The following is a 25946-nucleotide window of genomic DNA, read 5'->3' on the forward strand; positions in this document are numbered from 1 at the left end:
TATCCCGGCCGCCGTGCGCGACGCGCTCGCCGATCTCACCGTCGGCGGCGGCCCCGGCGATCCGGCGCTCGACGCCGACTGGGGCGAACCCGGCCTCACCGCGCCCGAGCGCGTGTTTGGCTGGAACACGTTCGAGATCCTCGCGTTCAAGGCCGGCAACCCCGAGCACCCCGTCAATGCGATCCCGCCCGCCGCGTATGCGCACTGCCAGTTGCGCTTCGTCGTCGGCACCGACTGGGAAGCGCTGCACACGCATCTGCGCACGCACCTCGATGCGCACGGCTTCGCCGACATCGAGATCGACGTCGAACGCGGCGCCCCGGCGACGCGCGTGCCGCCGGACGATCCGTGGGTCCGCTGGGCGGTCGCGTCGCTCGCGCGGACCACCGGCAAGAAGCCCGCGATCCTGCCGAATCTCGGCGGCACGCTGCCGAACGAAGTGTTTGCCGACACGCTCGGGCTGCCGACGCTGTGGGTGCCGCACTCGTACCCGGCGTGCTCGCAACACGCGCCGGACGAGCACCTGCTCGCGAGCGTCGTCAGCGAGGGGCTGCAGATGATGGCCGGCCTCTTCTGGGATCTCGGCGACGATACACCGACCGTTCGCCGCGCGGCGCCCGCCGCGGCCGGCGCCGCCCTGTAACGCGCTTCGCCCCTCTCACGGGACCTGCACATACGATGAATACGACCACCCTGACCTCGCAGGAAGCCGTCCGCCCCAGCGCCGCGAAGATCCGGCGCATCATCTTCGCGGCGTCGATCGGCAATGCACTTGAATGGTTCGACCTGATCGTCTACGGCTTCTTCGCGGTGACGATCGCCAAGCTGTTCTTCCCCGCGACGAGCGAAGCGACGTCATTGATGCTCACGCTCGGCACGTTCGGGCTCTCCTACCTGATCCGGCCGATCGGCGGCTTCATACTCGGTGCATACGCCGATCGCGCGGGCCGCAAGGCGTCGCTGCTGCTGTCGATCGCGATGATGATGGCCGGCACGCTGCTGATCGCGCTGATGCCGACTTACGCATCGATCGGCATACTCGCGCCGCTCGGGATCATGCTGTCGCGGCTGATGCAGGGCTTTTCCGCGGGCGGTGAATTCGCAAGCTCGACCGCATTCCTCGTCGAGCACGCACCGCAGCGGCGCGGCTTCATGTCGAGCTGGCAGTTCGCGAGCCAGGGCCTTGCGACGCTGCTCGCATCGGGCTTCGGGGCGTTGCTGACATCGACGCTGACGACCGCGCAACTCGAAAGCTGGGGCTGGCGCGTGCCGTTCCTGTTCGGGCTCGCGATCGGCCCGGTCGGCCTGTATATCCGCCGTTACGTCGACGAAGGCGTCGAGTTCAAGACGCAGGCACGCTCGGAAGCACCGGTGCGCGAGCTGTTCGCGGAACAAAAGGTGCGAGTGCTGCTGTCGATCGGCGCGCTCGTGATCTCGACCGCGATCAACTACATGATCCTGTACATGCCGACCTATGCGATCAAGCAGCTCGGCCTGCCCGCATCGACGGGTTTCGCGGCGACGCTCGCGACCGGCTTCGTGCTCACGCTCGTCACGCCGGTCGTCGGCCACCTGTCCGATCGCACCGGGCGGATCCGCATGATGGCGGTCGCGGCGGTCCTGATGCTCGTCACCGTGTACCCGACGTTCGCGTGGCTCACGCGTCACGCATCGTTCGCGACGATGCTCGCCGCCCTGGTCTGGATCGGTGCGCTGAAAGCGATGTATTGCGGCGCGCTGCCGGCGCTGATGGCCGAGCTGTTCCCGTCGCAGACCCGCGCAACGGGGCTCGCGGTCAGCTACAACACCGGCGTCACGCTGTTCGGCGGCTTCGCGCCGTTCGTGATCACCTGGCTGATCAGCGCGACCGGCAACCGGTTGTCGCCGGCGCTCTATCTGATGGGCTGCGCACTGTTGAGCCTCGCCGCGCTGTTCGTCGCGCGCACACGGCTCAAGATGCGATAACGGAAGAAACGACGGCGCCGCGAAGCGCCGACGGTGCGGCCCGTCGCGGCATCGCTGCCGCACGGGCCGCGCGCCATTTACGGCGCAGGGTTCGGCTGCAGTTCGTGCAGCGCGTCGATCTCGGCGAGGATCTCGTCGGACAGCTTCACGCCGATGCTGCCGATGTTCTCCTTCAACTGCTCGAGCGACGTCGCCCCGACCAGGTTGCTGCGCGTGAACGGCCGGCTGTTGACGAACGCCAGCGCGAGCTGCGCAGGCGACAGCCCGTGACGCCGTGCGAGCGCGACATAGCGCGACGTCGCCTCGACGGCCTGCGGCTTGCTGTAGCGCTGGAAGCGTTCGAACAACGTGATGCGTGCGCCGGCCGGACGCGCGCCGTTCTCGTACTTGCCGGACAGCCAGCCGAACGCGAGCGGCGAATACGCGAGCAGGCCGACGCCGTCGCGATGCGAGAATTCCGACAGGCCGTTTTCGAACGTGCGGTTCACCAGGCTGTACGGATTCTGGATGCTCGCGATACGCGGCAGCCCGAGCTTCTCGGCCGCGTGCAGGAACTGCGCAACGCCCCACGGCGTTTCGTTCGACACGCCGATCGCGCGCACCTTGCCGGCCTTCACGAATTCCGCGAGCACGCCGAGGGTTTCCTCGATCGGCACCGTATAGGTATCGTCGACCCAAGGATAGGCGGGACGGCCGAACGTCGTCGTGCTGCGATCGGGCCAGTGCAACTGGTAGAGATCGACGTAGTCGGTCTGCAGGCGCTTGAGGCTGCCGTCGAGCGCTTCGGTCAGGTTCTTGCGGTCGAACTGGTTGCCTTCGCCGCGAATATGGCGCGGATTGTGCGGCTGCCGCGCCGGCCCCGCGATTTTCGTCGCGAGCACGATACGCTCGCGCTGCGCGCGATGCTGCGCGAGCCAGGTGCCGATGTACTCCTCGGTGCGCCCCTGCGTATCGGGCTTCGGCGGCACCGGATACATCTCCGCGGCATCGATCAGCGTCACGCCCTGCCCGATCGCGTAGTCGATCTGCTCGTGCGCATCGCGCTCCGAATTCTGCTCGCCCCACGTCATCGTGCCCAGGCCGATCAGGCTGACCTCGATGCCTGAATCGCCAAGTGTGCGGTATTCCATGCTGTTCCTGTCGCGTCGGTGGAAAGCAGGAACGCTATCACATTGAAGCGACCGCTTCAGACAGCCGCCGCATACGCTTACAGGCGGCCTTCGACACCGGCGCGGAGGCTCTCGCGCCGCCCCGGACGATGACGCTACCGCCCGCCGTTACTGCGGCCGCTGGATGAAGCAGGTCGCCGACGCATGCGCGACGATCTTGTCGTCCGCGGTCTTCAGCGTGCCCTCCGCGACACCCAGCGAACGCGACAGGTGAATCACGCGCCCTTCCGCTACCAGGTCGACGTCGCGCGGCACGGGTCGCAGCATCTTCACGTGCAGGTCGACCGTGCCGTAGCCGACGCCCGCATCCAGCATCGAATGCACCGCGCACCCCGTGACCGAGTCGAGCACCGTCGCGGCGAATCCGCCGTGCACGCCGCCGAGCGGATTCAGGTGCCGGCCGTCCGCCCGCGCCGAAAACTTCACATAACCGAGCTCGACGTCGAGCGGACGCATCGGGATCGTCTCGGAAATCGACGCAAGCGGCGCATCACCCGATACCGCTGCGCGCAGCAGATCGAGACCAGACAGGGAAAGCGGGTTCATCGGGTTGTCTCCGGGTTGAAAGCGCGTCGCCGCGCGAGTAAGTTCCAAATTGGAACTCATTATTGACAACGATGCTGGCGGTTGTCAACGTCGCCGGGCCCGTTGCAACCGAAGGCGGGTTCTATAATCGAACCCGCTATTTCGCTGAACCGCCGCAAGAGAGGCAAGACACTCGACGATGAAATGGGATGACATCGGCACGCTGAACTGTTCGATCGCGCGTACGCTCGCCGTGCTCGGCGACCGCTGGACCATGCTGATCCTCCGCAACGCGTTCCTCGGCTGCCGCCGTTTCGACGCGTTCCAGACCCAGCTTGGCCTCACGCGCCATGTGCTGGCGGAGCGGCTCGCGCGGCTCGTTGACGAAGGCGTGCTGGTGAAGCGCGCGTATCAGGAGCGCCCGCCGCGTTTCGAATATCGGCTGACGGACAAGGGCCTCGACCTCTACCCGACCCTGCTCGCGCTGACGGCGTGGGGCGACCGCTGGAAAGACGACGGCCAGGGGCCGCCGGTGCAGTTACGTCACCGCACTTGCGGCCATCTGATGCATGCGGTCACCGTATGCTCGGCGTGCGGAGAACCACTCGATGCACGCGACGTGCAGCCGGAGCGTGGCCCCGGGTGGATCGCAGCCGACGCAGCCGGGGCGCCCGCGGACGAGGATTGACGCAGCGTCGTGCATGCGCGAACGAACGCGCGACGCGCACGGATCGTTAGTCGCACTCGCGCAGCTGTCGTGGGCCGCATCGAGCCCACCGGCTGCACTCGCACATAGCTTGCACACCGGCAATTCCGCCACCGCCGCACGCGCAATCGCGCGCTGCTTTCGCCCCCATCCGCTAATAAACCCGATCACGCATTCGGATACCGCACAACGCAACTTTGCGTCACCGCCTCTGCCATCACCGGGCATCGCGATCAGCCATTCCGTCTCATCGACACGTGACCGGCCCGCCACGTCTGCGTTACACTCACGGCCCGCTGTCTCGAAATTGTTCGCTGTCCAAGATGTTGTCGCGCAATCGCCTCGCCGCTGCCTGTCTCGCCGCCTCCCTGCTCGCCACTCCGTTCGCCGCCTTCGGCAAGACGCAAAGTGAATCGCTGCTCCAGCAAGCGATCGACTTCGTGTCGCGTTGGCTGCCTGCCCCCACTCACGAAGCACCCGCGACACAGGTCGTCGAATCGGCATTTTCGCCCGACGGCGGTGCCGAAGCGCTCGTGCTGAAAGCGATCGGCGCCGCGCGCAGCTCGATCCGCGTCGCCGCCTACTCGTTCACGTCACCGCCTGTCACGCGCGCACTGCTCGCCGCCAAACGACGCGGCGTGAATGTCGCGGTGGTCGTCGACGACAAGGGCAATCGTGCAAAGAGCAGCAAGCAGGCGTTGAACCTGCTCGTCAACGCAGGTATCCCGACGCGCACGATCGACGCCTACGCGATCCATCACGACAAGTACCTCGTGATCGACGCCGAGCACGTCGAAACGGGTTCGTTCAACTACAGCGCGTCGGCGGCCAGCCGCAACTCCGAGAACGTCGTCGTGGTGTGGAACAACCCGCAACTCGCGTCGCGTTATCTCACGCACTGGCAAAGCCGCTTCGACCAGGGCACGCCGTACCGCTCCAGCTACTGACGCACACCGCGCGGCGCACGCTTCCGTGTTCGATCCGCCGTGTTGCTGATGATCGGCGAGCATGGCGCGGAGTTCAATTCGGCCAAATGGCCAGCGCGCCGTCGCACTTAGTGGATTTCGGGCGTCCGCCCGGTCGCTGCACCGGCATGCGTCGTCGGCGCACAGCGAGTCGCCTGCCCGCTCGCGCCGCTTGCCGAAGACGTCGACAAGCCGCTAGCGCCGCTGGGCAGCGCGCTGCTCACACAAACGACGCCGAGTGCCAGCGTGTTCTGAACCATCGGATAAAGAAGATACAGCGCAAACGCGAGATAACCCGCGTACAAAAATCGAACCATGGTGCGATGGGAAGCGATGAAGAAATGGACTCGCCCTGTTTACGGCACTGCGCCGGGCACCTTGAGGCATCGCGCCTCCGATTGCGCATCGGGGTGAAACGCGCCCCCATGGCGCCCGCTTCTCACCCCATCTGCATCGATCCGTACCGGACCGAAACCACGCGTCGGCAGATTTGCAACGTGGCGATGCGTCGAACAATGCGCGATACTGTCCGACATACGATCCCGTGACCGGCCTCGCAGCCGGGACAAAAGACAAGGCCCATGCAAATCGCACCGAAACCGGCCGACGAGGCGGCCCGGCTCGATACGCTTCATTCGCTCTCGATCCTCGACACGCCGCCCGAAGAGCGCTTCGATCGCCTGACGCGTCTCGCGCGCAGGCTGTTCGACGTACCGATCGCACTCGTCAGCCTCGTCGACGACGATCGCCAGTGGTTCAAGAGTCACGCCGGGCTCGACGTCACGCAAACGTCGCGCGACGTGTCGTTCTGCTCCCATGCATTGCTCGAGGGCAATACGATGGTGATCCAGGATGCGCTGAACGACAATCGCTTCCACGACAACCCGCTCGTCACCGGCGCGCCCGGCATCCGCTTCTACGCGGGCCGACCGCTTACGGCGCCGAACGGCGCACCCATCGGCACGCTGTGCCTGATCGACACGCGGCCGCGCTCGCTCGAACCCGACGAACTCGCGCTGCTCGGCGATCTCGCTCACATGACCGAGCGCGAGATCGCGGCGCTGCATTTCGCGACCACCGACGAGCTCACGCAACTGACCAACCGGCGCGGCTTCGAGATCCTGGCCCGCCACGTGCTGAGCCTGTGCGATCGCCTCGACCGTCACGCGGCGTTGCTGTTTTTCGACTTGAACGATTTCAAGTCGATCAACGACCGCTTCGGCCATGCCGAAGGCGACCATGCGCTCAAGGCATTCGCCGATACGTTGACGGGCGCGCTGCGCGACAGCGACGTGATCGCACGGCTTGGCGGCGACGAGTTCGTCGTGCTGCTGAGCGCCACCGATCCGGGCGACGTTGCCGAGCCGGTCGAACGCGTGAAGCAGGCGCTCGCGCAGCGCAACGCGGCCGATGCACGCGGCTATGACATCCGGTTCAGCGTCGGGCTCGTCGACTACGATCCCGCGCACCATCGCGACGTGGCCGACCTGCTCGCATCGGCCGATCAACGGATGTACGAGGACAAGCAGCGCGGCAAGACGGCCGGCGCGTAAGCGCGGGCGAACCGGGCGCAGGCGCGTGCCGCCGCCCGGCCGTTCAACTGCGCTTGCGTGGCTGCGTCAGCTTCCGCACGGCGGCGCGCTGGCCATGGCCTCCGCGATCTGCTCGGGCGTCAGGTCGCGCTGGTGCGTCGCGAGCGACCAGCGATGGCCGAACGGATCCTCGACCTGCCCGTAACGATCGCCCCAGAACATGTCGGCGGCCGGAATCGTGACCGTCGCACCGGCCTCGACCGCCTTCGCGATCGCCGCGTCGGTGTCCGGCACGTACAGGTGCAGGCAGACCGGCGTGCCTTTCAGTGCCTTCGGCCCGAGCGCGCCGTGCTCCGGCATTTCATCCACCAGCATCAGTGTCGAATCACCAATCACGAGGCACGCGTGCGCGAGCCGGCCGTCGGGCATCGCCAGGCGAAACTGTTCGCTCGCATTGAACGCGCGCTTGTAGAAGTCGATGGCGGCTGTTGCGCCGGCGCAGATCAGATGCGGTGTCAGCGTGCGCATCCCTTCCGGGATCGGTTTGACGGACGTGGACATGGGTATCGCTCCTTCGGTCGATTGTCGTATCGGAATCGGGACGGACGCGCGATGCGCACGCCTCCGATGCTACGACGGACGAACCCGGCGGAAATCGACACGGCGCCCGACATTTTTTTGTTGTCTCGGGTATCGGCGCGCGCCGGCGCCTTGCATCGGGCGTCATCGGCCCGTTTGGTCGCCCTCGTCGCCCGGCACGCCGAACTGTCGACGGCATGCCTCCAGCAATCCAGCCACTGCATCGAGCGGAAGATCGGCAAACGCGGTAATCGGCAGCATCACGCCACCGGGTACCCTGGTGCGCGATGAAAGCGCCGAGAACTGGTAGCCGATGTAGTGATTCCCGGCAACGCTGATGATCCGGAATTCGGTGACGTCACGCCATCGCGTGACGGGTTGTTCACGTAAGGCCCCGATCAGCCTGAAGCCCGTCTCGTCGACCTGCAGCGCCATCCTGCGCCGCGACGACACGAGGAAAGCGGCCCCCGCCAGCGCCAGCAGCACGGCCAGTGCCGCCACCGGCCAGAGCGCCGGTGCGGCCGCATAGCCGCACAGGATCACGGCGGCCAGCACCGCACACGCGATCGCCCTTCTCTTCAGGCTCCGGCCGTCGACCGCCAGCGTCACCGGCAACGGGCCGACGACGGTTCCCGCAACGGGATCAACATGCCGTCCTGAATCAGTGGTTTCGCCTTCATCGTTCATCGCGCGATCGCTCACATCGACGACAACCGACTCATCGAGGTCGGACACCATACCGACACGCCGAGACGGACAGCTTGTCGACCGAAAACGTTCGGGATAGACGATGGCAAGCATCGACGCGCGGCAATGCGCCTTCGACAACGAGGAACGGGCCATGCTCCATCGGCATCGGTCATGTTCAGTTGCACACCTTGACGGTGCCGTTGGTCGTGCATTGACCGATGGCCCAGTGGCTCTGCCCGGCCAGATGAGGCGCCTGGCCGACGCCACGGATCGGCCCGGACGGCGACGATGCCGGAACGGCCGCGGCAGCCGACGCGGAGTCGGGCGACGGTAGCGGAGGCGGCTCGGACGCGGTCTGGCAAGCCGATAGCGCCAGACAAAAAGCGGATGCCAACGGGGCGATGAGCAGTCTGGACATGGTCTCGTACGCGTTTGCGATATTCGCTTCCGGTAAAACGGGCTCGCGGAAGACCACGTGCCCCGTCAGACCATTCGGCGCAACCGCCCACGCAGCATGACGATCACCCAATACTACTCCTCGCGATCGACGTCGTGCGACCGGCCGTTCGGCCAGGCACCGCCATCCATGCGACGACACCCGCTATCGCTGATGCATGCCGTGCCGGTCAGATTTGCGGCAGATCACGCAGCGTGCGCGACTCGCTCGTCGCATCGATGTCGAGCTCGATCCCTTCCGATGCATCGCGATACAGCACGCGTTTCAGCCTGGGCCCGATCGCGGTGTCATCCGATGCCGAGAAGATTGCGCGGACATCGTTACCGGACGCGAGCGCGCGCGCCACGTCCACCACTGGCGCCTCGCTTGGCGTCGCCGCCCACGACCGGTCAGCCGGATTCACGGCCGCCCAGCGCACGTGCGTCACGCGCGCGCTGAGCGGATCGATTCGCACTCCATTCACCGCAAACATCGACATCGGCATCTCCTTCGAATTTTTTGTGGCCCGCCGTCCCGATGCGCGGTCACGGACGGCCCCAGATCTCGCAGACGTTTCCCGCCGGATCCGCCACGGAAATCGCGATCGTGCCGTCTCCGTAGTCCCACTCGTTCAGGATGCCGACGCGGCACGATTCAAGTCGCGCAATGGCTTCCGCGACATGCGCGACCTCGATGGCCAGCGCAATGCCGTGGCCGGTCGGTCGAAACTCCGGGTACGGAAACTCGCCACCACGGCCCGTATGAATGGTCAGCGTCGCTCCGTCCACGACGAAGCGATGCCACGGATTCCCCGCCGCCGACACGCCTTCGGAATGCACGGGCAGCGCGAGCGCCAAACGATAGAAATCCACCACCGCCCGGAAGCGATCGTCTTCGACCGGCACCAGGATGCCCAGACTCGCGATCATGTGCCTTCTCCGGCCAACGCGATTTTCGATGATACATTGGGACGCTTTACAACCGTCAACAGACAAGCGTGCACGGGAGAAACACATGACCGACGCCTGGGGAACCTTCCCTGCCAGAATGGGCGACCATCAGGCTTTCATCAGCTTCAACCACAGCTTTGCGGAAATCGCCGAAGGCGATCCGCGCACGTCGCTGCTCAGCGTGCGCGTCCCCTTTGCGCATCCGACGCCGGAAGGCCTGCCGACCGGCGACGAATTCGCCGATCTCGCGACGATCGAGGATCTGCTCGACGCCACGATCGCCGCGAAAGGTGGCGTGCAAGTTGGCCGCATCACCGTCGACGGCCATCGCGATTTCCTGTTCTATGTGCCGTTCGACGAAGAGGCGGCGGCGGAGATCGTCGACGCGCTGGCCGATCAGACACCCTATGCACTGCAGTACGCGCATCAGGACGATCCGGACAAGGAAGCGTACTGGCAAACGCTCTACCCGACCGACGACGACTGGCTGATCATGCGCGACATGCGCGTGCTGGACGAATTGCGGAAGAAAGGCGACGCCAGCGATGTAAGCCGGCGCGTGATGCACTGGGCGTACTTCCCCGACCCGAGCGACGCACATCAGTTCGCGGACTGGGCCGAAGCGAAAGGCTGTCCGGTCGAGTCGGTTGCGCCCACCGAAGACGGCAAGTCGGCCGTACGGTTTTCGCATGAAGGCACGATGGCACTGGCCGACATTACGGGCCATACGGTCGCAATCAACCGCGAAGTCCGTTCGCTCGGAGGGGAATACGACGGATGGGAAACCAGCGTCGAGCAGGCTGGCTGAGCGGGTTGACTTGCCCGCTGCGCCACACGTGATGCAATGCATCCGGCGCAAAAAATATCCCGGCGGCCGACTTGCGCGCCGCCGGGACCAAGGCATCACCGGCCGAAACCGGCGATGGGCCTGAGGGTTCGCTCAGGCACGAGGAAAGCGATTCGTGCGGATCAGGCGACCGGATGCCGGGGCGCGCAACCGATGCGATTACGCCGCCCGCCGGACGCCTGTCCGGTTCCGCCGACGCAGCCTTCCGGCGTCGGACGGGCAAAAAGCCCCCGCTCCTGCGCGAGCGAGCGGGGAAACGGTTGACCGGGCCGGGGAAGAACGGTCAACCGGCCAAATTGTGAGCGCGGGCCGCGCAACGATCTGTGCGGCAACTCACCATTTGGTGACAATGCCGCAGCAATTGGTTCGCTCGCGTGCCGCGCAGATTGCGTCACGGTCCGAGCGCAACGCCCGCGACCGGCGCGAGCATCACCACGATGATGGGTGACAGCACCACGGCCCCGAGCATCATCACGCCGTCGGCCGCGAGCGTGACGGGCGTCGCGAGCACGCGCACGGCCTTGCCCGCCGTCGTGATGCGATCGGTGACCTGGATCTTGTACGAATGGGTAAACGACGACCACGTCTTGCCCTGCGCAAAACCATCGGCGAGATAGCGCGATCCGGCCAGCGCACCCGTCATCCCCAGATCTACGCTTCCGAGCTTCGTGAAGCCGTCCTCCAGCGCGCGATCCCAATCCTCGCCGGTCATGTCATTGCGGTGGAGCCGCAGCGAGAACTCGCCCGAGATCTTGCTGCCCTGCGCGACGAACCCATATAGCGACGCATTGATCGACTTCCGGTAAGACGATGCCAGCACGGCGCCGAGATGCTCCGGCATATCGAAGATGTAGTGATATTTCTTGCCGAGCACGACGAATTTCTTGCCGTCCTCGCTGACGAGGAATCGGTCGACCGTCTCTTCGTAATGACCGTCTTCGAACAGCATTGCCGTGCAGCCTGTCAGGCCGGCAGCGACAATGACCGCGCCCGCCGTCAGCAGTGTTCTTCTTTTCATGTATGGTGTTTTATTTTGTTTTAATTCAATCGGATATTTTCAGGCCCGGGCAAAGTTTCTGGTAAGTCGCAGGTGTTGTCAAAGCAGGTTTATTCTATTTTCCCGATCGACACGATTCGGGCTTCATTTTTCTGCACCGGCTTTTTCCAAGCCGCGTTTGGCGAACACAGGAACTCGCGTCGTGACAACCGGGTTTCGTCATCGTGACGGTCAGTTGAACAGCCATTCCGCAACCATCTCGATCCAGTCGAGATCGCTGGCGATATCGATGACGGTTTCGCCGACGATTTCGGCAGTCGATGTGGTCGATGCGCCCGTCGCCACGGCCCCGGCAGCAACCGCGTTCACCTTCGCCATTTCGCCCGACGCGCCCGATCTCGGATCGGCCAGCCGCTCCAGCCAGTCGACGATGTTGGCACGCGCATCCTCTTCATCGACGAAATCATGCCGCTCGAGAAAGCGGTCGAACACGATCCACGCAAGCGTCTTGCTTCGCGAATCGGATTCGAGATGCCAGTCGACAACGCCTGTCCGACCGGACTCCCGGATTTCGAGCATCGCGGTGAAACAGTAATCGAGGTACTCGATCTCAAGTTTCGAGGACATCGTTTTCTCCGGCCAATCTGACCTCTCTGTTCTCATGGTGAGCCGCACGCACCGGGTTTCACGACACTATGTGAATCTTCGATGAAATTCGCGCGGTGCGTCATATCCGCTGGCAGTATCGCGATATTCTCGTGACCTGTCGATATCGATCGCCGACACATGACCGCATCCGATTTACCTACCCTTCCCCTCTCCGCCTTTGCTTGCGGTCCAGGTTGTGCCGCGAATCGCTCCGCTTTCCTATTCCGGGTATTGCCCTGCTTCGTCACCACAATCGCGCTGCTAAACTGGAATCAATAAGGTCGCTTGCAACACCAGAGGAAAAAATGGCACTCGCCCACGCACAGGAGAATGGCGTAGAAGTCTGGGTTATCCAGCTTCCCGGGCACGCCCCCTATGCCTATACGCATCTCAAGCGGGTATTCTCGTCAGACGATACGCGACACCGGGTCGTGACGATCGACCTGACGAAACTGCTGGCATGCGCCGACCGAGACACGACGGACTACGTATTGCCGTCCGTTCTGTACTGGGCCCCTGGAAAGGCCGCGGGCATTCGCGAATTTCTCGATCCTGAACAGGACAGGATTCCGGACATGCCGTACATCACGTTTCGCGAGACAAGAACACGAACGCTGCTCGGTATCCCCGGCCTGTCGCGAGTCGGCGTCGCGTCGTTCCGCAACGGCCAGCATCGCGCGCGCTATCTTGCCTACGCAGGCGCAACGACGCTGCCCGTCGAGGTGCACGAGACGGAAGCCGATCTGCTCGTGCGGTACTGCGGCGAGTAACGACGGCGTACGTTCGACTTTTGCCCGGCGAGGGCCGCACCTCATGCGGCTGCTCGCGCGAATATCGCCGGGCCGCTACGCCCGTATCGCGTAGATCCGGTCGGTGACTTCCGTCTGGCCGATGCGGCTCGTTTCGATACCCGCCAGTTGCCAACCGTTGTGCTCATAGAAGCCGATCGCGCGTTCGTTGCCCACCAGCACCCTCAGGTGGACCGTGTCCACGCCGAGCGTACGCGCCCAGGCGCGAACGGCTTCGATCATGCGCTTGCCCGTGCCGCTTCCGCGATACGAAGGATGGACGTGCAGGCAGTCGAGCAGCACGCCAAGCGCCGGATCGACGGGGCGCTCGGCGCTGACGAAGCCCACGGTCTCGCCGTCCGCCTCGGCGATCAGCACGAGGCCCCACTCTTTTTCATTGCGATCGAGATATTGCCGCCACCGGATCGCGTGTTCCGCCCGCACCTCGTCGGACAAGTAGGCCGCCGGCAGGATGTGGCTGTATGCGGTTTGCCAACTCAGCGTGTGCAGGCGAGCGATGTGGTTTGCGTCCTGTGCTGTCGCGGCACGCAGCGTGGCCCGGGTTTCCGGCATCGATGGTCACTCCTTCGGCTTGTGCCGTTGATCGAACGTCTCGCCGCAAAATATACCGCGCGTTGTGGCATGCAACCCTCGACGTCGCCGTGCTCGAACGATACCGTGTCGGCCTGACCCGGGACGACGGAAGATGGTCTTTGGGGAAATCAAACGATGCGACGTCTCTTCGGAACGATCGGATATGCGATCGCGAGCATCGTCGGCGTGATCGCGTGGGCCACGCCTGTGTGTCGCGTTCGATCGGTTCGCGCCGCGGGCCGGCTCCTGAACTCGTTGCCAGCGCAACGGGATGCAGGCAAAAAAAATCCCGACACCTTCATTGGTCGTCGGGATCGAACGGCCCTGCAAAGCATGCGGGCACGAGGAAGTCGATACATTACACCAATGTAAGACTGTTGCGCGTTGTCGATTCACGCCAAGTCCCTGTTCCATTCCGCCATTCATGCGCCAACGAGCGACCATAAACGAAAAAAGCCTGCTCACGCGGAACGCGAGCAGGCAAGAAAACGGATCAGCATTCGAGGCACGAGGGCTGTCCATGGAAGATAACGGCGCGAGGCGCGCGAACCTTAGTGCGGAAAGAAAACTTCGCAACGTCACGCCGTCTGGATACAGCCATACAATCGCGCATCAAAGATTCATTGATGAAAACCGGCAACGCAGTGACGATATCCTGTCGCTCCCGACTCTGGCCGTCCGCTAATCGCGCGCAGTTCCCCCCGGTTTGCTCGTCGCGAAGCGCCAGTCCGTTCAATCAGCCATGTATGGCAAACTTCGGCTCCGAATCGACGCAGCGCGCACTCTTTACCGCAGGGAAATCATGTACGTCTTGATCTATATCGCAGCAGTCGCTGTCGCGAATCTGATGGTCGCTCATTTCGGACCGGCTGCCACACCGATCATCGCGTTCTTTCTGATCGGGCTCGATCTCGCGATTCGCGACCGGCTCCACCTGGACTGGCGCGGCCGCGCGCTTTGGTCACGGATGTTTGCGTTGATCGCGGCTGCCGGCGTCGTCAGTTACGCGCTCAATCCCGCCGCCAAGGAAATCGCCCTCGCGTCTCTCGTAGCGTTCGGTTCGGCAGCCCTGGCAAGTGCAATCGTGTTTCAACTCGCACGTCGCTTTCCGATACTGGCGCGCGCAAACGGCGCGAACGTCGCGGGTGCGGCTGTCGACTCCATCGTCTTTCCGCTTATTGCGTTCGGTGCAGTGTTTCCGACGATCGCCGCGTTGCAGTTCGTCGCAAAGGTGGCTGGCGGTGCTTTGTGGTCGTGGGTGGTATTTAGAAACACCCGGACGGTGCAGGCGGGAATCGCGAGCAATGTGTGTGATCGTTGAGGACGGGTTTGCTTTTCCGCGGCTTCACTTCGTTCATCTACTCGCCTAGCCGAACGCCAAAAGAGCACAATGCCCGATCTGCAGCGCAGTGAACCGGATAAGCACGGCGCCGAACGGGAAACAACAAATAGGAAGGACGGCGAACACGGCCCCGGGTCAACGCCATCGAAGCCTCGATTGGCCGTACTCAAAGATGGCCGAGGCGCCATCGGTCCAGACATAGGCGACGACGCTTTAATGGATGAAGGTCGATGCGCACGGCGCTTCAGCGCCTGAGGCACCTGCTCGCGGCGCGCGATGTGTTGTGGGGAGGGTGAGGTATCAGAGCCTATCGTGCGAGAAGCCCGGCCAAGTGTCTCGCACGCAGTGCCGCAAGGACTTCGAACAGATAGACGATCGCCACAACGTTGCAAGCAATAATGGCAAAGTCACCAAAATCCACTGGATGCATGTGGTAACCGACTCGGTGGTTATCCATGATTTTCAGCACCGAATCAATGGCCGACGGCAAGCTGGCGGCGCTCCCGCAGATCAACAGAACGATGACTCCCGCAACATGCTTGATGCGTGCCTTCTGAGGCAAAACGCACGTTGTGAGAAGCAAGCCAATGCTGCCTGCATTAGACAAAAGGAAAAAACACGCTGTGGGCCAATCCACGCCTGAATCCAGCAAAGAGAAGATAAACACAAACCACGACAATATCTGCAACGGCATCGCCGGAGCGACTCCAGCGAGCACGTAAAACGACGCCCTCACCACCCTGAAAGTCGCCATAGCCATCACCTTGTGCCTTGAATGTGTTTGCCGTTCCATTGCCCTGGATCACATCCCTATTCTTTCAGCGCATGGATTGTCCGAAAAGACTCGAATTCTAAACGTGCGGAACCCGTCAATTCCCGACGGACGCTGTGCCACCATCTGCGCGCATTATTCCAGCGCCGTCAGTCGATGGCCGCGCCGTCACCGCCTCTCGCTGCAGCTATGCTGCCATCGTTGAGTACATAAAACGGAACTGAAAAGTTGATCGGCTGCTCCTCTCGGCGCATTGGAACGGCTGCGCTCGTTCACGCAGATTCCTGACGCTGCAACCTGAGGTACGGCACGCACCGAGAAGATGAGCGTGTTTCGATGCCACTTCGAATACCTGTTTGAAGCTGCTCGAAATACGCGACGCCGCCGAGACGACGTACGGTATGGCCACGCGCGACAGCAATATGCCGCGGCGGCATGACACCGACCCTGTGCGTGATTCAACCCGAGCACAACATCGTGACGGTTCAGACAACGTACGCGAAGTGAATGGATGGCGAGCAGAACGCTCTGGAGATGGCGAGGCTCGAATCGACGTTATTGCCCTCGAGTTGTCCCGCGCAAAGCAAAACAGGCGCCTAAGCGCCTGTTTTGTTAATGCATTCTTTGGGGTGGCTGATGGGACTCGAACCCACGACGACAGGAATCACAATCCTGGACTCTACCAACTGAGCTACAGCCACCACTGTTACTGCTTTTTGTTCTTCGCTGCTTTTGTGTTTCAGCAGCGAAGAACAAGATTATACGAACACTTTTGAATCTTGCAAAGCTTTTTTTGCAAAAACTTCTTCGACCTCGTTCAGATGCGCGCGCGCCTCGTCGAACACGGCCAGATCGGCACGCGCAAGCTTCTTGTTGTCGGACAGCACACGACGCCAACCGCGTGCGCCGGGCATGCCACGATACAACCCGAGCGCGTGCCGCACGATCGCGCCGAGGTAGGTCCCGCGCTTCAGTTCGGCCGCGCAGTATTCGATCAGCTTTGCCTCGGCCTCTTCGCGCGTCGGCACCGCATCGGTCGATCCGTAGAAGCGCGCATCAACCTCCGCGAGCACGTACGGGTTGTGATACGCCTCGCGGCCGAGCATCACGCCGTCGACATGCTCGAGATGCTGCGCAACCTCGTCGAGCGTCGTGATGCCACCGTTGATGACGATCTCGAGCGACGGAAAATCGCGCTTCAACTGATACGCATAGTCGTACTTGAGCGGCGGGATCTCGCGATTCTCCTTCGGCGACAACCCCTTCAGGATCGCATTGCGCGCATGCACGACGAACGTTTCGCAGCCAGCCTCGGCCACCGTGCCGACGAAGTCGCGCACGAATGCGTAGTCTTCGACCGCGTCGACCCCGATCCGGTGCTTGACCGTGACCGGCACCGACACCGCGTCGCGCATCGCCTTCACGCAGTCGGCGACGAGCGGCGGCTCGTTCATCAGGCACGCGCCGAACGCGCCGCGCTGCACGCGCTCCGACGGGCATCCGCAATTCAGGTTGATTTCGTCGTAGCCCCACTGCTCGCCGAGCTTCGCCGCGCGCGCGAGATCGTCGCGCTCGCTGCCGCCCAGTTGAAGCGCGACCGGCGACTCGTTCGGCGTGAACGCGAGATGCCGCTGGGCATCGCCGAACAGCAGCGCGCCCGTCGTGATCATCTCCGTATACAGCCACGTGTCGCGCGTCAGCGTACGGTGGAACGACCGGCAATGGCGATCGGTCCAGTCGAGCATGGGCGCGACGGATACGCGGCGGGGAGGAAGCGAAGACGGTACGGACATGGATTTCGGGCAACAGGCCAGGCGGCACGGAAACAACCCGGCATTTTACCGCAACACGGGCCCTGCCTGCCCGACACGCGTGCTACCCCTCGCCCAGCTCCGCATCGACCGCCCGCCGCGCCTCGTCGAGCACGCGCTCGATCACGCGTCGTTCGGTCAGCAGTATCCCGTCGACCTTGACGAGCCGCCAGTCGATCCGCACGGCATCGCCCTGCAACACGCGGTAATGCGCATGCTCGCCGTCCCAGACCTGCTCGGTCTTCACCTCGATCTCGAAACCGCGGTACGGCTCGCTGAAATCGCCGAGGTCGCTGCCTCTCGGTTCCATCGCACGCTCCGTGGCGACGCAGCGCCAGGCCGCCCGCGCGGCCGGCGCCGGGCGCTCAATCGTATTCGTCGGATAAAAAGGATTTGCCATCGGCCGTCAGGTCGACCCGATCGGCCGCTGCCTGGTAGATCAGCCCCTCGTTCAGCAACGCGTAGACGACGTCGTCGAACGCAGCGGGAACCGGCCGGCTTTCACCGAACTGGTCGATCCATTTCAGCGCCTCGATGGCTTCGGGGGAAAGGATGGGGGTCATGCGTTGGCCTCCGGCATCGGTGTCGCTCCATCCTAGCACTTCGTCCGGACGTCGAATACCAAGGCAAACGCGCTGCGCAAATGCCGGACGGCGCCAACGGGCAGGTTGCCCGCGGCGCCGCGCCGGTGCAGGACACGCGGGCTCAGAGGCGCGCGATCGATACTTCGGTCGATTTCACGAGCGCGACGACTTCCGCGCCCACCTTCAGTTCGAGTTCGTCAACCGAACGGGTCGTGATCACCGACGTGACGATGCCGAACGGCGTCTCGACGTCGACCTCGGAGACCACCGATCCGCGAATGATCTCCTTGACCTTGCCCTTGAACTGGTTACGTACGTTGATTGCGATGATGCTCATCAGGTTGATCGCTCCGAAGAAAAAGATCTCAGAACGGGCGGCCGCTGCCGCCCGGATTTAAACGGCCCAGCGGATCTGCCCGACCGGTCGAACGTTGTCTGCCTCATGCGGTGCGCCGTGGTCGGACGCACCGGGCCCGCCGGCGAGCACGCGCTTCAGCACGCGATCCTCCAGCGCTGCAAATGCCGCCGATGCGCGGGCGCGCGGCCGGTCGAGCGGCACCGGCTGATCCAGCGCCACTCGTCCCTGCTCGATAAGCAGGATGCGGTCGCCGAGCGCGACCGCCTCCTGCACGTCGTGCGTGACGAGGAGCGCGGTGAATCGGTGCTCACGCCACAACCGCTCGATCAGCGCATGCATCTCGATGCGGGTCAGCGCGTCGAGCGCGCCGAGCGGCTCGTCGAGCAACAGCAGTTGGGGCCGGTGCACGAGCGCGCGGGCCAGTGCGACACGCTGCCGCTGGCCGCCCGACAGTTGCGCGGGCCAGTCGTTCGCACGCTCCAGCAGGCCGACTTCATCGAGCACCGCGCGTGCCTGGTCGCGCGCGCCGCGCCCGAGGCCCAGCATCACGTTCTGCAGCACGGTCTTCCACGGCAGCAGGCGCGCATCCTGGTACATGATCCGCGTATCGAGTTCGCCACCACCCTCGCCGCGCGTCTCGAGCGCGCCGCTGCTCGGCTGCTCGAGCCCTGCAACGAGACGCAGCAGGGTCGATTTCCCGCAGCCGCTGCGGCCGACGATCGCGACGAAGCTGCCGCGTGCGATGCCGAGCTGGACGTTGTCGAGCACCGTGCGTGCCCCGAAGCGCTTGCTGACGCCCGACAGTGTCACTGCATCGTCGGATGCCGGGCTGCCTGGCCGTCGCCGCGCGAGCGGAACGACGGATGCACTGCCGTCACGTTCAAGGACCGCCGCGTCCCGCGCGTCGCCGTCCGCGACACGCGCCTGCGCCAGTTCGGCCTCGAGGTCTGCGCCGGCGAGCAGGCCGTAGGCGGCCGCCGAAGTCGTCGCATTCATGCCTTTGCTCCTGATTGATAAGCGGGGTGCCAGCGCAGCGTCACGCGCTCGAGCCATTTCGCCAGCACGTCGGCCAGCTTGCCGAGCACCGCGTACAGCAGGATGCCGACCACCACCACGTCGGTTTGCAGGAATTCACGTGCGTTCATCGTCATGTAGCCGATGCCCGACTGCGCAGAAATCGTTTCCGCGACGATCAGCATCACCCACATCAGCCCGAGCGCAAAGCGCACGCCGACGAGGATCGACGGCAACGCACCGGGCAGGATCACGTCGCGGTACAGCGCAAAACCGCGCACGCCATAGCTCTTCGCCATCTCGATCAGGTTCGCGTCGACCGAGCGGATCCCGTGATACGTGTTGATGTAGACCGGGAAGAACACGCCGAGCGCAACGAGGAACAGCTTCGCCTTCTCGTCGATGCCGAACCACAGGATCACCAGCGGAATCATCGCGAGCGCCGGGATGTTGCGGATCATCTGGATCGTCGAATCGAGCGCGACCTCGGCTGCCTTCGACAAGCCGGTCGCGAGCCCCAGCGCGAGACCGACGCCACCGCCGATCACGAAACCGAACAGCGCGCGCCAGGTGCTGACCTTCACGTTCGCCCACATTTCACCCGACGTCACGAGCGACCAGGCCGCTCGCACGACCGCCACGGGTTCGGGCAGCACGCGGGTCGACAGCCAACCGATGCGCGCACCGACTTCCCATGCCACCAGCAGCGCAAGCGGCACGAGCCACGGTGCGACGCCGCGCCATGCGCGGGCGGCCACGGCCGCACCCGTCGTCGACGTTTTCGTTGTCATCGCAGGCCTCCTGTCGCTCAGCTCTGGGCCGCTTTCGGCAGATAGCTGTTGCCGACGATCTCGCCGAACGGGCCCGACAGCGGGCCGGTCGCCTTCGCCGCGCCGTTGCCCTTGATCAGCGGGAACACGAGTTCCGCGAACCGGTACGACTCTTCCAGGTGCGGATAGCCGGACAGGATGAAGGTCTCGATGCCGAGATCCGCATACTCGCGCATGCGCTCCGCGACCTGCTCCGGATTGCCGACGAGCGCGGTGCCCGCGCCGCCGCGCACGAGACCGACGCCTGCCCACAGGTTCGGATACACCTCGAGCGCCTCGCGGCCGCCGCGCTTGCCGCCGTGCAGCGCGGCCATCCGGCGCTGGCCTTCCGAATCCATGTTCGCGAACGCCTTCTGCGCACGTGCGATGGTTTCGTCGTCGAGGCGGCTGATCAGGCGCTCGGCGTCGCGCCATGCTTCATCTTCGGTCTCGCGCACGATCACGTGCAGACGAATACCAAACTTGATCTTGCGGCCCCGTGCCTCCGCGCGGGCGCGAATATCGGCGATCTTCTTCGCAACGGCCGCGGGCGGCTCGCCCCAGGTCAGGTAGGTGTCGATGTGATCGGCCGCGATCTCATGCGCAGCCGGCGACGAACCGCCGAACCACAGCGGCGGATGCGGACGCTGCACGGGCGGATAAAGCGCCTTGCCACCCTTCGACTGCAGGTGCTTGCCGATGTAGTCGAACCCGCCGTTGTCGTGCGACGCGGACAGCAGCCCGCGCCAGATGTTCAGGAAGTCGTCGGTAATTTCGTAGCGCGTGTCGTGATCCGCGAACAGGCCGTCGCCTTCGAGCTCGGCGGCATCGCCGCCCGTCACGACGTTGATCAGCAGGCGGCCGCCCGACAGGCGGTCGAACGTCGCGGCCATCCGCGCCGACAGCCCCGGCGATGCGATGCCGGGACGGATCGCGACCAGGAACTTCAGGCGCTGCGTCGCCGGGATCAGACTCGATGCAACGACCCACGCATCCTCGCAGGAACGGCCGGTCGGCAGCAGCACGCCTTCGTAGCCGAGCGTATCGGCCGCCACCGCGACCTGCTTGAAGTAATCGTAATCCGCGGCGCGCGCACCTTCGGCCGTACCGAGATAGCGGCTGTCGCCATGCGTGGGGATAAACCAGAACACATTCATCTGCTGCTCCTGCTTGACTGTCCTTGCCGGAATTTGGAAAAAACACCGCCCTGCTCGCGTCGCGAATGAGCGGCGCATGCATGGTGTGCGTTCGAATCGGGATGGCTCGCCGGTCAGGCCGTGCAGCGGGCGAGGACGCGATTGCACGGCTGTTTCTGGGAAATCAGTCTAGGGATCGGTGCAGGGCTTTGGAACGATTTTTTTGAGCTTAGGTTTTCCGCTTTCGTGATTAGCACGACGCTGGAGCGAATATCGCGGCGGGCGGGCCCTATAATGACGCACCTATCCGAATAACTCCGCGCGGACGGCCCCGGCCGTGCGCGCCTGCGGTGCACTCATCGATGCAGAAAGTCATCCTGCCATTCCTGTCCGGCTTCCTGGCCGCCCTGTTCTTCCGCGAAGCTACGCTCGCACTCCTTCATACGGCCGACCTGATCGCCGCAACCGGCTTCTCCACGCAGCCGTTCGCGCCGCTCGGCATTCCTGAATTTGTCGCGAATGCGCTGATCAGCGCGTGCTGCGCGATCCCGATGGCGTGGCTGCTGCGCGTGTCGCCGGAACGTGAGGCCTCATGGATCGGCGCGCTCGTGTTCGGCGGCATCGTGCTGACGGCCGCCCGCGTATTCGCGATCGATCCGCTGCGCGGTATCTGGCCGTCGGGCAACATGATGCCCGTGCTTGCGGCCGGCTTCGCGGCGAACGCGGTGTGGGGCTTCGGCGCGCTCGTGTTCATGCGTGCGTTCATGTCGGACGACGCAGGCGACGAGTAACGCGGGCGCAAGCGCTACGCTCGTCGCCCCCCCCCAAACGGTCGACACCCATGAAAAAGGCCGCCTGCATGTGCAGGCGGCCTTTTCGTTTCCAGCTCGCGCTTCGATCAGTCCGACCGGCGTCAGTCGTGCAGTTTCCGCAGCGGATGCGTATCCGGCGTCCACGGGCTGTCGAACATCGCGAGCACGTCCGCGCGATCGATATCGGCGGACGACTTGAAGCGCCAGACCGGCTGGTGGTCCTTGTCGACGATCAGCGCGCGCACGCCTTCGATCACGTCGCCGCGCGCGAACGTCGAGCGCGTGAGATCGAGATCGCGCCGCAGGCAGTCGGCCATCGTTGCGCCGCGTGCGCGTTCGACGACTTCCAGCGACACGGCCATCGACAACGGCGACAACTGTTCGCGCATCGCATGGGTCGCCTTCTCGATCCATCCGTCGACGGCCGCGCAATCCTGGTCGGCGTCGAGCGACGCGAGGATCGCGCCGATGTCCGGCTGCGCGAAATGCCGGTCGATCCCGGTACGCGCGTCGGCCAGCGCCGACGTGTCGGGCGTCGGCACGACCTTGTGCGCGGCGGCGGCCTCGGCCACGCACGCAACGGCCTGCTCACCGCTGTCGATACGCGCGCTGCGCAGCGTATCGAGCAGCGCCGGCAGCGCGGCATCGGGCAGATAGACGTCGGCGAGCTGCGCGTATAGCGCGCCGGCCGCGTCGAGCGTCGCGCCGGTCACGGCGAGATAGCGGCCGATCGCACCGGGCGTGCGCGCGAGGAACCAGCTCATCCCGACGTCCGGGAACAGGCCGATACGCGTTTCCGGCATCGCCATCTTCGTCGAGTCGGTCACGACACGCAGGCCGCCCGTATGCCGCGCCGCCTGCGAAATCCCCATGCCGCCGCCCATCACGACGCCGTGCATCAGCGCGATATAGGGCTTCGGATACGCGAAGATGGTGTGGTTGAGCGTGTATTCCTCGATGAAGAACGTGTCGACCGCATCGCGGTCGCCGCGCTGCCACGCATCGTGGAAGAAGCGCACGTCGCCGCCCGCGCAGAACGCGCGCGGATGCGGGCTGTGCACGACGACCGCGACGACCTCGGGATCGTCGCGCCACGCATCGAGCGCCTGCTGCATCAGCCGGATCATGCCGACCGACAGCGCGTTCAGCGCCTTCGGCCGGTTCAGTTCGAGAAAGCCGATGCGGTTCGCGACATACGCGCGTACATCGGGCTGAGTGGATTCGGCGGAAACGGCAGCGGAAGTGGAATCGGTCATGAGGGTCATCCGGCAAATGGCAGTCGCACGCTCAGTGCGCCTGCATCTTCGAAAACAGGTTCAACACCACGACGCCGGCGACGATCAGGCCGAGGCCGATCACGGCCGGCAGGTCCGGCACCTGGCGATAGAGCAGCATCGCGACGAGCGTGATCAGCACGATGCCCGCGCCCGACCAGACCGCATAGATGATGCCGACGGGCATCGTGCGCAACGTGAGCGACAGGCAGTAGAACGCGATGCCGTAGCCGGCGACGACCAGCAACGACGGCCAGAGGCGCGTGAAGCCGTCCGCCGCGCGCAGCGCCGACGTACCGATCACTTCCGCGACGATCGCGATCGCGAGCCATGCGTAACCGGGCAGTTGCATCGCTCAGCTCCTGGCGAGGGCCAGCACGGCGTAGTCGTGGCCGAGCTCGGCACACAGCGCCTCGACGACGAATTCGTGGTCCGCGCGCTGCGGCAGCCCCGACGCCGTGATCGAGCCGATTACGCCGGCACCGGCGACGGTCAGCGGGAACGAGCCGCCATGCGGCGAATATTCGGCGATCGGCAGCCCGTGCTTGTCGGCAAGCGTCGCGCCCGCCTGCTGCATGCGCAGGCCGATCGCGTACGAGCTGCGGCGGAAATGCGCGACGACGTTGCGCTTGCGGCGCACCCAGTCGGCATTGTCCGGCGTGGCTCCTGCGAGCGCCGCGTAGAACAGCGGCTGGCCGAACGTGACGATGTCGATTGCGATCGCATGGCCGCGCGACGTCGCGAGCGCGTGCATCCGGTTGCCGAGCGCCCACGCGCGGGCCGGGTCGAAATGGGGAAATACAAGCGCCTGTTCCTGCGCGCCGATCGATTGCAGATCGTGAGCGATGTCCATGAATCCGTCGATACAGTAATGAGAGTCGCAACAGCGCCGAAGCGATCGCGCACGGCCCCGCTGCCGAATAAACGAAACAAACCGCTCGATTCTAGCGCACGCACCCGCGGTACCGGCCCCACAAGCAACGACAAGAAATTGTCAGAAAACGCTTGCACGCATGCGGGTTACTCCTTATAATTTATTTCTTCGACGGACGCGGGGTGGAGCAGTCTGGCAGCTCGTCGGGCTCATAACCCGAAGGTCGTAGGTTCAAATCCTACCCCCGCAACCAACGTCCAGAATTACGCAAAAAGCCCGGCCCAGTGCCGGGCTTTTTGTTTTTCCGTCGCACTCCCCGCCCCGCTTCGCGCGACACGCGGCCTGCACGCGCAGGCGTTCAAGAATGCCGCGCCCCGGTGATACACTCGCATCACCTCGTCCCTTCCACTCGACATGAAATTCTGCTCCGTCTGCGGTCACGAAGTCATCGCGCGCATTCCTCCGGGCGACAACCGCGAGCGCTTCGTCTGCGATCACTGCGGCACGATCCACTATCAGAATCCGCGCAACGTCGTCGGCACGGTCCCGGTCTGGGGCGATCAGATCCTGCTGTGCCGCCGCGCGATCGAACCGCGCTACGGGTTCTGGACGCTGCCCGCGGGCTTCATGGAAATGGGCGAGACGACGGCTGAAGCTGCCGCACGCGAAACGCTCGAGGAAGCCGGCGCGCGCGTCGAGGTGCAGAACCTGTTCACGCTGCTCAACGTGCCGCACGTGCACCAGGTCCACCTGTTCTACCTCGCGCGGCTCACCGATCCGGCGTTCGAAGCCGGCGAGGAAAGCCTCGAAGTGAAGCTGTTCGACGAAGCCGACATCCCGTGGGACGAGATCGCGTTCCCGACCGTCAGCCAGACCCTGCGATTCTTCTTCGCCGATCGCGCCGCGGGCGACTACGGCGTGCACACCGGCGATATCTTCCGCTCGCTGCGCAACGGCTGAGCCCCCGCCCCATGGTCCCCTGGCTCGGCCCGGACGATCCGTTTCCGCCCATCGAGCGCGCGCTCGGTCCCGCGACCGGCGCGCCCGGGCTGCTCGCCGCGAGCGCCGACCTGCTGCCGTCGCGCCTCATCGACGCGTACCTGCGCGGCATCTTCCCGTGGTACTCGGACGGCCAGCCCGTGCTGTGGTGGAGCCCCGACCCGCGCATGATCCTCGTGCCGGCCGAATTCAAGGTGTCGCCTTCGCTGCGCAAGACACTGAAGCGCGTGCTGCGCGAACCCCAATGGGAAGTGCGCGTCGACTACGACTTTCCGAGGGTGATGCGCGCGTGCGCGCAGGCGCCGCGCCGCGGGCAGCGCGGCACATGGATCACGGCCGAAATCATCGACGCGTACACGTCACTCTACCGCTCCGGCAACGCGCACAGCATCGAGACGTGGCACGACGGGCGGCGCGTCGGCGGCCTGTACGGCGTGTCGTTCGGGCGGATGTTTTTCGGCGAATCGATGTATGCGGACGCGACTGACGCATCGAAAATCGCGCTAGCCACGCTCATCGCGCACCTTCGCGAGCAGGGGCTGGAAATGATAGACTGCCAGCAGAATACGTCGCATCTAGCGTCGCTCGGCGGCCGCGAGATCGCACGCAAGGCCTTTGTCGCTCACGTGCGCAGCGCGGTAGCCGAACCGCCGATTCCGTGGCAGTTCGACAAGCGCGTGCTCGCCGCGCTGACGGGCCGCGCCGAAACGGCGGCCCCCTCCGGGATCGAGCGCTAGCGCGGCCCTCCCTCCCTGCAACGAGAGCTGCCC

Annotated in this window: 33 protein-coding genes and 2 tRNA genes; 12 read left to right on the top strand and 23 right to left on the bottom strand. The window is 64.6% G+C overall.

All coding sequences use genetic code 11. The features are described 5' to 3' along the window. Nucleotides 1–643, top strand: a 643-nt coding sequence (locus G3O00_RS04510) for a peptidase dimerization domain-containing protein (RefSeq protein ID WP_206142227.1), incomplete at its 5' end; no start/stop codon positions are given. 35 nt (nucleotides 644–678) lie between these two features. Next, complete coding sequence (locus G3O00_RS04515; RefSeq protein WP_206142228.1) at nucleotides 679–1965, top strand: MFS transporter; 1287 nt, start codon at nucleotides 679–681, stop codon at nucleotides 1963–1965. A gap of 77 nt (nucleotides 1966–2042) precedes the next feature. Here the strand turns inward: G3O00_RS04515 and G3O00_RS04520 are convergent, their stop codons facing one another. Then, nucleotides 2043–3095, bottom strand: a complete 1053-nt coding sequence (locus tag G3O00_RS04520) for an NADP(H)-dependent aldo-keto reductase (RefSeq protein ID WP_174931530.1) — start codon at nucleotides 3093–3095, stop codon at nucleotides 2043–2045. 147 nt (nucleotides 3096–3242) lie between these two features. Continuing rightward, nucleotides 3243–3680, bottom strand: a complete 438-nt coding sequence (locus G3O00_RS04525; RefSeq protein WP_039358790.1) for a PaaI family thioesterase — start codon at nucleotides 3678–3680, stop codon at nucleotides 3243–3245. A 178-nt stretch (nucleotides 3681–3858) separates the two neighbouring features. Here G3O00_RS04525 and G3O00_RS04530 point away from each other — a divergent pair, with 178 nt between their 5' ends. Together G3O00_RS04530 and G3O00_RS04535 are read left to right on the top strand one after the other, a co-directional pair. Beyond that, nucleotides 3859–4347 (top strand): helix-turn-helix domain-containing protein, encoded by a 489-nt coding sequence (locus G3O00_RS04530; RefSeq protein WP_206142229.1) that lies wholly within the window; start codon nucleotides 3859–3861, stop codon nucleotides 4345–4347. Nucleotides 4348–4688: 341 nt separating this feature from the next. Beyond that, entirely contained in the window at nucleotides 4689–5312 is a 624-nt protein-coding gene (locus tag G3O00_RS04535) for a phospholipase D family protein (RefSeq protein WP_011351878.1), read from the top strand. A 107-nt stretch (nucleotides 5313–5419) separates the two neighbouring features. On the opposite strand, the gene G3O00_RS43260 is transcribed toward G3O00_RS04535, so the two are convergent. Further along, complete coding sequence (locus tag G3O00_RS43260; RefSeq protein WP_241024951.1) at nucleotides 5420–5647, bottom strand: hypothetical protein; 228 nt, start codon at nucleotides 5645–5647, stop codon at nucleotides 5420–5422. A gap of 264 nt (nucleotides 5648–5911) precedes the next feature. Between G3O00_RS43260 and G3O00_RS04540 the strand changes: the two genes are divergently transcribed. After that, a complete protein-coding gene (locus G3O00_RS04540) occupies nucleotides 5912–6883 on the top strand; it encodes a sensor domain-containing diguanylate cyclase (protein ID WP_206142230.1) in 972 nt (323 codons plus the stop codon). Nucleotides 6884–6949: 66 nt separating this feature from the next. Here G3O00_RS04540 and G3O00_RS04545 read toward each other — a convergent pair whose 3' ends face one another. The 5 genes from G3O00_RS04545 to G3O00_RS04565 form a co-directional block, all read right to left on the bottom strand. Further along, entirely contained in the window at nucleotides 6950–7423 is a 474-nt protein-coding gene (locus tag G3O00_RS04545) for a VOC family protein (RefSeq protein ID WP_174931533.1), read from the bottom strand. 162 nt (nucleotides 7424–7585) lie between these two features. Beyond that, nucleotides 7586–8128 (bottom strand): aspartyl-tRNA synthetase, encoded by a 543-nt coding sequence (locus G3O00_RS04550; protein WP_206142264.1) that lies wholly within the window; start codon nucleotides 8126–8128, stop codon nucleotides 7586–7588. Nucleotides 8129–8306: 178 nt separating this feature from the next. Next, nucleotides 8307–8549 carry a hypothetical protein gene (locus G3O00_RS04555; protein WP_206142265.1) on the bottom strand — a complete coding sequence of 81 codons (243 nt, stop codon included), beginning with the start codon at nucleotides 8547–8549 and terminating at the stop codon, nucleotides 8307–8309. A gap of 208 nt (nucleotides 8550–8757) precedes the next feature. Continuing rightward, nucleotides 8758–9066, bottom strand: coding sequence for a phosphatidylserine/phosphatidylglycerophosphate/cardiolipin synthase (locus G3O00_RS04560; RefSeq protein ID WP_174931534.1), 309 nt, complete (start codon nucleotides 9064–9066; stop codon nucleotides 8758–8760). Between the two features lie 46 nt (nucleotides 9067–9112). Next, nucleotides 9113–9496, bottom strand: a complete 384-nt coding sequence (locus G3O00_RS04565) for a VOC family protein (protein ID WP_206142231.1) — start codon at nucleotides 9494–9496, stop codon at nucleotides 9113–9115. Nucleotides 9497–9581: 85 nt separating this feature from the next. On the opposite strand from G3O00_RS04565, the gene G3O00_RS04570 reads away from it, so the two are divergent. Continuing rightward, nucleotides 9582–10325 carry a DUF695 domain-containing protein gene (locus G3O00_RS04570; RefSeq protein WP_206142232.1) on the top strand — a complete coding sequence of 248 codons (744 nt, stop codon included), beginning with the start codon at nucleotides 9582–9584 and terminating at the stop codon, nucleotides 10323–10325. A gap of 430 nt (nucleotides 10326–10755) precedes the next feature. Here the strand turns inward: G3O00_RS04570 and G3O00_RS04575 are convergent, their stop codons facing one another. Then, nucleotides 10756–11382: a hypothetical protein gene (locus G3O00_RS04575; protein ID WP_206142233.1), complete on the bottom strand. Its 627-nt coding sequence runs from the start codon at nucleotides 11380–11382 to the stop codon at nucleotides 10756–10758. Between the two features lie 210 nt (nucleotides 11383–11592). Beyond that, complete coding sequence (locus tag G3O00_RS04580) at nucleotides 11593–11988, bottom strand: hypothetical protein (protein WP_206142234.1); 396 nt, start codon at nucleotides 11986–11988, stop codon at nucleotides 11593–11595. Between the two features lie 326 nt (nucleotides 11989–12314). Here G3O00_RS04580 and G3O00_RS04585 point away from each other — a divergent pair, with 326 nt between their 5' ends. Continuing rightward, on the top strand, nucleotides 12315–12779 hold the full coding sequence (locus G3O00_RS04585; protein WP_174931539.1) for a hypothetical protein: 465 nt from the start codon (nucleotides 12315–12317) through the stop codon (nucleotides 12777–12779). Between the two features lie 75 nt (nucleotides 12780–12854). On the opposite strand, the gene G3O00_RS04590 is transcribed toward G3O00_RS04585, so the two are convergent. Further along, nucleotides 12855–13370 (bottom strand): GNAT family N-acetyltransferase, encoded by a 516-nt coding sequence (locus G3O00_RS04590; RefSeq protein ID WP_206142235.1) that lies wholly within the window; start codon nucleotides 13368–13370, stop codon nucleotides 12855–12857. Between the two features lie 823 nt (nucleotides 13371–14193). Between G3O00_RS04590 and G3O00_RS04595 the strand changes: the two genes are divergently transcribed. Beyond that, entirely contained in the window at nucleotides 14194–14712 is a 519-nt protein-coding gene (locus G3O00_RS04595) for a VUT family protein (RefSeq protein ID WP_206142236.1), read from the top strand. A gap of 328 nt (nucleotides 14713–15040) precedes the next feature. Here G3O00_RS04595 and G3O00_RS04600 read toward each other — a convergent pair whose 3' ends face one another. From G3O00_RS04600 to ssuD, 9 genes are all read right to left on the bottom strand, one after another. Then, a complete protein-coding gene (locus tag G3O00_RS04600; protein ID WP_206142237.1) occupies nucleotides 15041–15487 on the bottom strand; it encodes a hypothetical protein in 447 nt (148 codons plus the stop codon). A 643-nt stretch (nucleotides 15488–16130) separates the two neighbouring features. Next, nucleotides 16131–16206: transfer RNA gene (locus tag G3O00_RS04605), tRNA-His, on the bottom strand. 57 nt (nucleotides 16207–16263) lie between these two features. Then, nucleotides 16264–17250 carry a tRNA dihydrouridine(20/20a) synthase DusA gene (dusA, locus tag G3O00_RS04610; protein ID WP_241024954.1) on the bottom strand — a complete coding sequence of 329 codons (987 nt, stop codon included), beginning with the start codon at nucleotides 17248–17250 and terminating at the stop codon, nucleotides 16264–16266. Nucleotides 17251–17380: 130 nt separating this feature from the next. Then, nucleotides 17381–17626, bottom strand: a complete 246-nt coding sequence (locus G3O00_RS04615) for a hypothetical protein (RefSeq protein ID WP_011351864.1) — start codon at nucleotides 17624–17626, stop codon at nucleotides 17381–17383. A gap of 55 nt (nucleotides 17627–17681) precedes the next feature. Beyond that, complete coding sequence (locus G3O00_RS04620) at nucleotides 17682–17879, bottom strand: hypothetical protein (protein ID WP_027787628.1); 198 nt, start codon at nucleotides 17877–17879, stop codon at nucleotides 17682–17684. Nucleotides 17880–18021: 142 nt separating this feature from the next. Continuing rightward, the gene (locus G3O00_RS04625) at nucleotides 18022–18237 is read right to left on the bottom strand and encodes a TOBE domain-containing protein (RefSeq protein WP_011351862.1); all 216 of its coding nucleotides are present in this window, start codon (nucleotides 18235–18237) and stop codon (nucleotides 18022–18024) included. Nucleotides 18238–18294: 57 nt separating this feature from the next. After that, the gene (locus G3O00_RS04630) at nucleotides 18295–19254 is read right to left on the bottom strand and encodes an ATP-binding cassette domain-containing protein (protein ID WP_206142239.1); all 960 of its coding nucleotides are present in this window, start codon (nucleotides 19252–19254) and stop codon (nucleotides 18295–18297) included. After that, on the bottom strand, nucleotides 19251–20063 hold the full coding sequence (ssuC, locus tag G3O00_RS04635; protein ID WP_174931602.1) for an aliphatic sulfonate ABC transporter permease SsuC: 813 nt from the start codon (nucleotides 20061–20063) through the stop codon (nucleotides 19251–19253). Before ssuC ends, G3O00_RS04630 begins: the two co-directional genes overlap by 4 nt. Nucleotides 20064–20080: 17 nt before the next feature. Beyond that, complete coding sequence (gene ssuD, locus G3O00_RS04640; protein WP_011351859.1) at nucleotides 20081–21238, bottom strand: FMNH2-dependent alkanesulfonate monooxygenase; 1158 nt, start codon at nucleotides 21236–21238, stop codon at nucleotides 20081–20083. A 341-nt stretch (nucleotides 21239–21579) separates the two neighbouring features. On the opposite strand from ssuD, the gene G3O00_RS04645 reads away from it, so the two are divergent. After that, entirely contained in the window at nucleotides 21580–22008 is a 429-nt protein-coding gene (locus tag G3O00_RS04645) for a hypothetical protein (RefSeq protein WP_006484223.1), read from the top strand. Between the two features lie 122 nt (nucleotides 22009–22130). Here the strand turns inward: G3O00_RS04645 and G3O00_RS04650 are convergent, their stop codons facing one another. Genes G3O00_RS04650 through G3O00_RS04660 form a run of 3 tightly spaced genes read right to left on the bottom strand, consistent with a single transcriptional unit; the run spans nucleotide 22131 to nucleotide 24156 of the window. Beyond that, a complete protein-coding gene (locus G3O00_RS04650; RefSeq protein ID WP_206142240.1) occupies nucleotides 22131–23285 on the bottom strand; it encodes an enoyl-CoA hydratase/isomerase family protein in 1155 nt (384 codons plus the stop codon). Nucleotides 23286–23316: 31 nt separating this feature from the next. Beyond that, a complete protein-coding gene (locus G3O00_RS04655) occupies nucleotides 23317–23655 on the bottom strand; it encodes a multidrug efflux SMR transporter (RefSeq protein ID WP_011351857.1) in 339 nt (112 codons plus the stop codon). A 3-nt stretch (nucleotides 23656–23658) separates the two neighbouring features. Beyond that, entirely contained in the window at nucleotides 23659–24156 is a 498-nt protein-coding gene (locus G3O00_RS04660) for a heme-degrading domain-containing protein (RefSeq protein ID WP_011351856.1), read from the bottom strand. A gap of 197 nt (nucleotides 24157–24353) precedes the next feature. Between G3O00_RS04660 and G3O00_RS04665 the strand changes: the two genes are divergently transcribed. From G3O00_RS04665 to aat, 3 genes are all read left to right on the top strand, one after another. Further along, nucleotides 24354–24430 (top strand) — tRNA-Met (locus tag G3O00_RS04665). 161 nt (nucleotides 24431–24591) lie between these two features. Next, a complete protein-coding gene (locus G3O00_RS04670) occupies nucleotides 24592–25137 on the top strand; it encodes an NUDIX hydrolase (RefSeq protein ID WP_011351855.1) in 546 nt (181 codons plus the stop codon). Between the two features lie 11 nt (nucleotides 25138–25148). Continuing rightward, nucleotides 25149–25913, top strand: coding sequence for a leucyl/phenylalanyl-tRNA--protein transferase (aat, locus tag G3O00_RS04675; protein WP_206142241.1), 765 nt, complete (start codon nucleotides 25149–25151; stop codon nucleotides 25911–25913). Nucleotides 25914–25946: the final 33 nt, after the last annotated feature.

Source organism: Burkholderia sp. Ac-20384, assembly GCF_017104605.1.
GTDB lineage: Bacteria > Pseudomonadota > Gammaproteobacteria > Burkholderiales > Burkholderiaceae > Burkholderia > Burkholderia lata.

Bases quoted from the DNA above. Each gene is read 5' to 3' on its own strand.
- G3O00_RS04540 (WP_206142230.1), top strand. From the start codon at position 5,912: ATGCAAATCGCACCGAAACCGGCCGACGAGGCGGCCCGGCTCGATACG.
- ssuD (WP_011351859.1), bottom strand. From the start codon at position 21,238: ATGAATGTGTTCTGGTTTATCCCCACGCATGGCGACAGCCGCTATCTC.
- G3O00_RS04565 (WP_206142231.1), bottom strand. From the start codon at position 9,496: ATGATCGCGAGTCTGGGCATCCTGGTGCCGGTCGAAGACGATCGCTTC.
- G3O00_RS04530 (WP_206142229.1), top strand. From the start codon at position 3,859: ATGAAATGGGATGACATCGGCACGCTGAACTGTTCGATCGCGCGTACG.
- G3O00_RS04645 (WP_006484223.1), top strand. From the start codon at position 21,580: ATGCAGAAAGTCATCCTGCCATTCCTGTCCGGCTTCCTGGCCGCCCTG.
- ssuC (WP_174931602.1), bottom strand. From the start codon at position 20,063: ATGACAACGAAAACGTCGACGACGGGTGCGGCCGTGGCCGCCCGCGCA.
- G3O00_RS04600 (WP_206142237.1), bottom strand. From the start codon at position 15,487: ATGGCGACTTTCAGGGTGGTGAGGGCGTCGTTTTACGTGCTCGCTGGA.
- G3O00_RS04620 (WP_027787628.1), bottom strand. From the start codon at position 17,879: ATGACCCCCATCCTTTCCCCCGAAGCCATCGAGGCGCTGAAATGGATC.
- G3O00_RS04625 (WP_011351862.1), bottom strand. From the start codon at position 18,237: ATGAGCATCATCGCAATCAACGTACGTAACCAGTTCAAGGGCAAGGTC.
- G3O00_RS04550 (WP_206142264.1), bottom strand. From the start codon at position 8,128: ATGAACGATGAAGGCGAAACCACTGATTCAGGACGGCATGTTGATCCC.
- G3O00_RS04585 (WP_174931539.1), top strand. From the start codon at position 12,315: ATGGCACTCGCCCACGCACAGGAGAATGGCGTAGAAGTCTGGGTTATC.
- G3O00_RS04545 (WP_174931533.1), bottom strand. From the start codon at position 7,423: ATGTCCACGTCCGTCAAACCGATCCCGGAAGGGATGCGCACGCTGACA.
- G3O00_RS04650 (WP_206142240.1), bottom strand. From the start codon at position 23,285: ATGACCGATTCCACTTCCGCTGCCGTTTCCGCCGAATCCACTCAGCCC.
- G3O00_RS04535 (WP_011351878.1), top strand. From the start codon at position 4,689: ATGTTGTCGCGCAATCGCCTCGCCGCTGCCTGTCTCGCCGCCTCCCTG.
- G3O00_RS43260 (WP_241024951.1), bottom strand. From the start codon at position 5,647: ATGGTTCGATTTTTGTACGCGGGTTATCTCGCGTTTGCGCTGTATCTT.
- G3O00_RS04570 (WP_206142232.1), top strand. From the start codon at position 9,582: ATGACCGACGCCTGGGGAACCTTCCCTGCCAGAATGGGCGACCATCAG.
- G3O00_RS04580 (WP_206142234.1), bottom strand. From the start codon at position 11,988: ATGTCCTCGAAACTTGAGATCGAGTACCTCGATTACTGTTTCACCGCG.
- G3O00_RS04525 (WP_039358790.1), bottom strand. From the start codon at position 3,680: ATGAACCCGCTTTCCCTGTCTGGTCTCGATCTGCTGCGCGCAGCGGTA.
- G3O00_RS04615 (WP_011351864.1), bottom strand. From the start codon at position 17,626: ATGGAACCGAGAGGCAGCGACCTCGGCGATTTCAGCGAGCCGTACCGC.
- G3O00_RS04520 (WP_174931530.1), bottom strand. From the start codon at position 3,095: ATGGAATACCGCACACTTGGCGATTCAGGCATCGAGGTCAGCCTGATC.
- G3O00_RS04590 (WP_206142235.1), bottom strand. From the start codon at position 13,370: ATGCCGGAAACCCGGGCCACGCTGCGTGCCGCGACAGCACAGGACGCA.
- G3O00_RS04595 (WP_206142236.1), top strand. From the start codon at position 14,194: ATGTACGTCTTGATCTATATCGCAGCAGTCGCTGTCGCGAATCTGATG.
- G3O00_RS04555 (WP_206142265.1), bottom strand. From the start codon at position 8,549: ATGTCCAGACTGCTCATCGCCCCGTTGGCATCCGCTTTTTGTCTGGCG.
- G3O00_RS04655 (WP_011351857.1), bottom strand. From the start codon at position 23,655: ATGCAACTGCCCGGTTACGCATGGCTCGCGATCGCGATCGTCGCGGAA.
- G3O00_RS04515 (WP_206142228.1), top strand. From the start codon at position 679: ATGAATACGACCACCCTGACCTCGCAGGAAGCCGTCCGCCCCAGCGCC.
- G3O00_RS04575 (WP_206142233.1), bottom strand. From the start codon at position 11,382: ATGAAAAGAAGAACACTGCTGACGGCGGGCGCGGTCATTGTCGCTGCC.
- dusA (WP_241024954.1), bottom strand. From the start codon at position 17,250: ATGCTCGACTGGACCGATCGCCATTGCCGGTCGTTCCACCGTACGCTG.
- G3O00_RS04660 (WP_011351856.1), bottom strand. From the start codon at position 24,156: ATGGACATCGCTCACGATCTGCAATCGATCGGCGCGCAGGAACAGGCG.
- G3O00_RS04670 (WP_011351855.1), top strand. From the start codon at position 24,592: ATGAAATTCTGCTCCGTCTGCGGTCACGAAGTCATCGCGCGCATTCCT.
- G3O00_RS04560 (WP_174931534.1), bottom strand. From the start codon at position 9,066: ATGTCGATGTTTGCGGTGAATGGAGTGCGAATCGATCCGCTCAGCGCG.
- G3O00_RS04630 (WP_206142239.1), bottom strand. From the start codon at position 19,254: ATGAATGCGACGACTTCGGCGGCCGCCTACGGCCTGCTCGCCGGCGCA.
- aat (WP_206142241.1), top strand. From the start codon at position 25,149: ATGGTCCCCTGGCTCGGCCCGGACGATCCGTTTCCGCCCATCGAGCGC.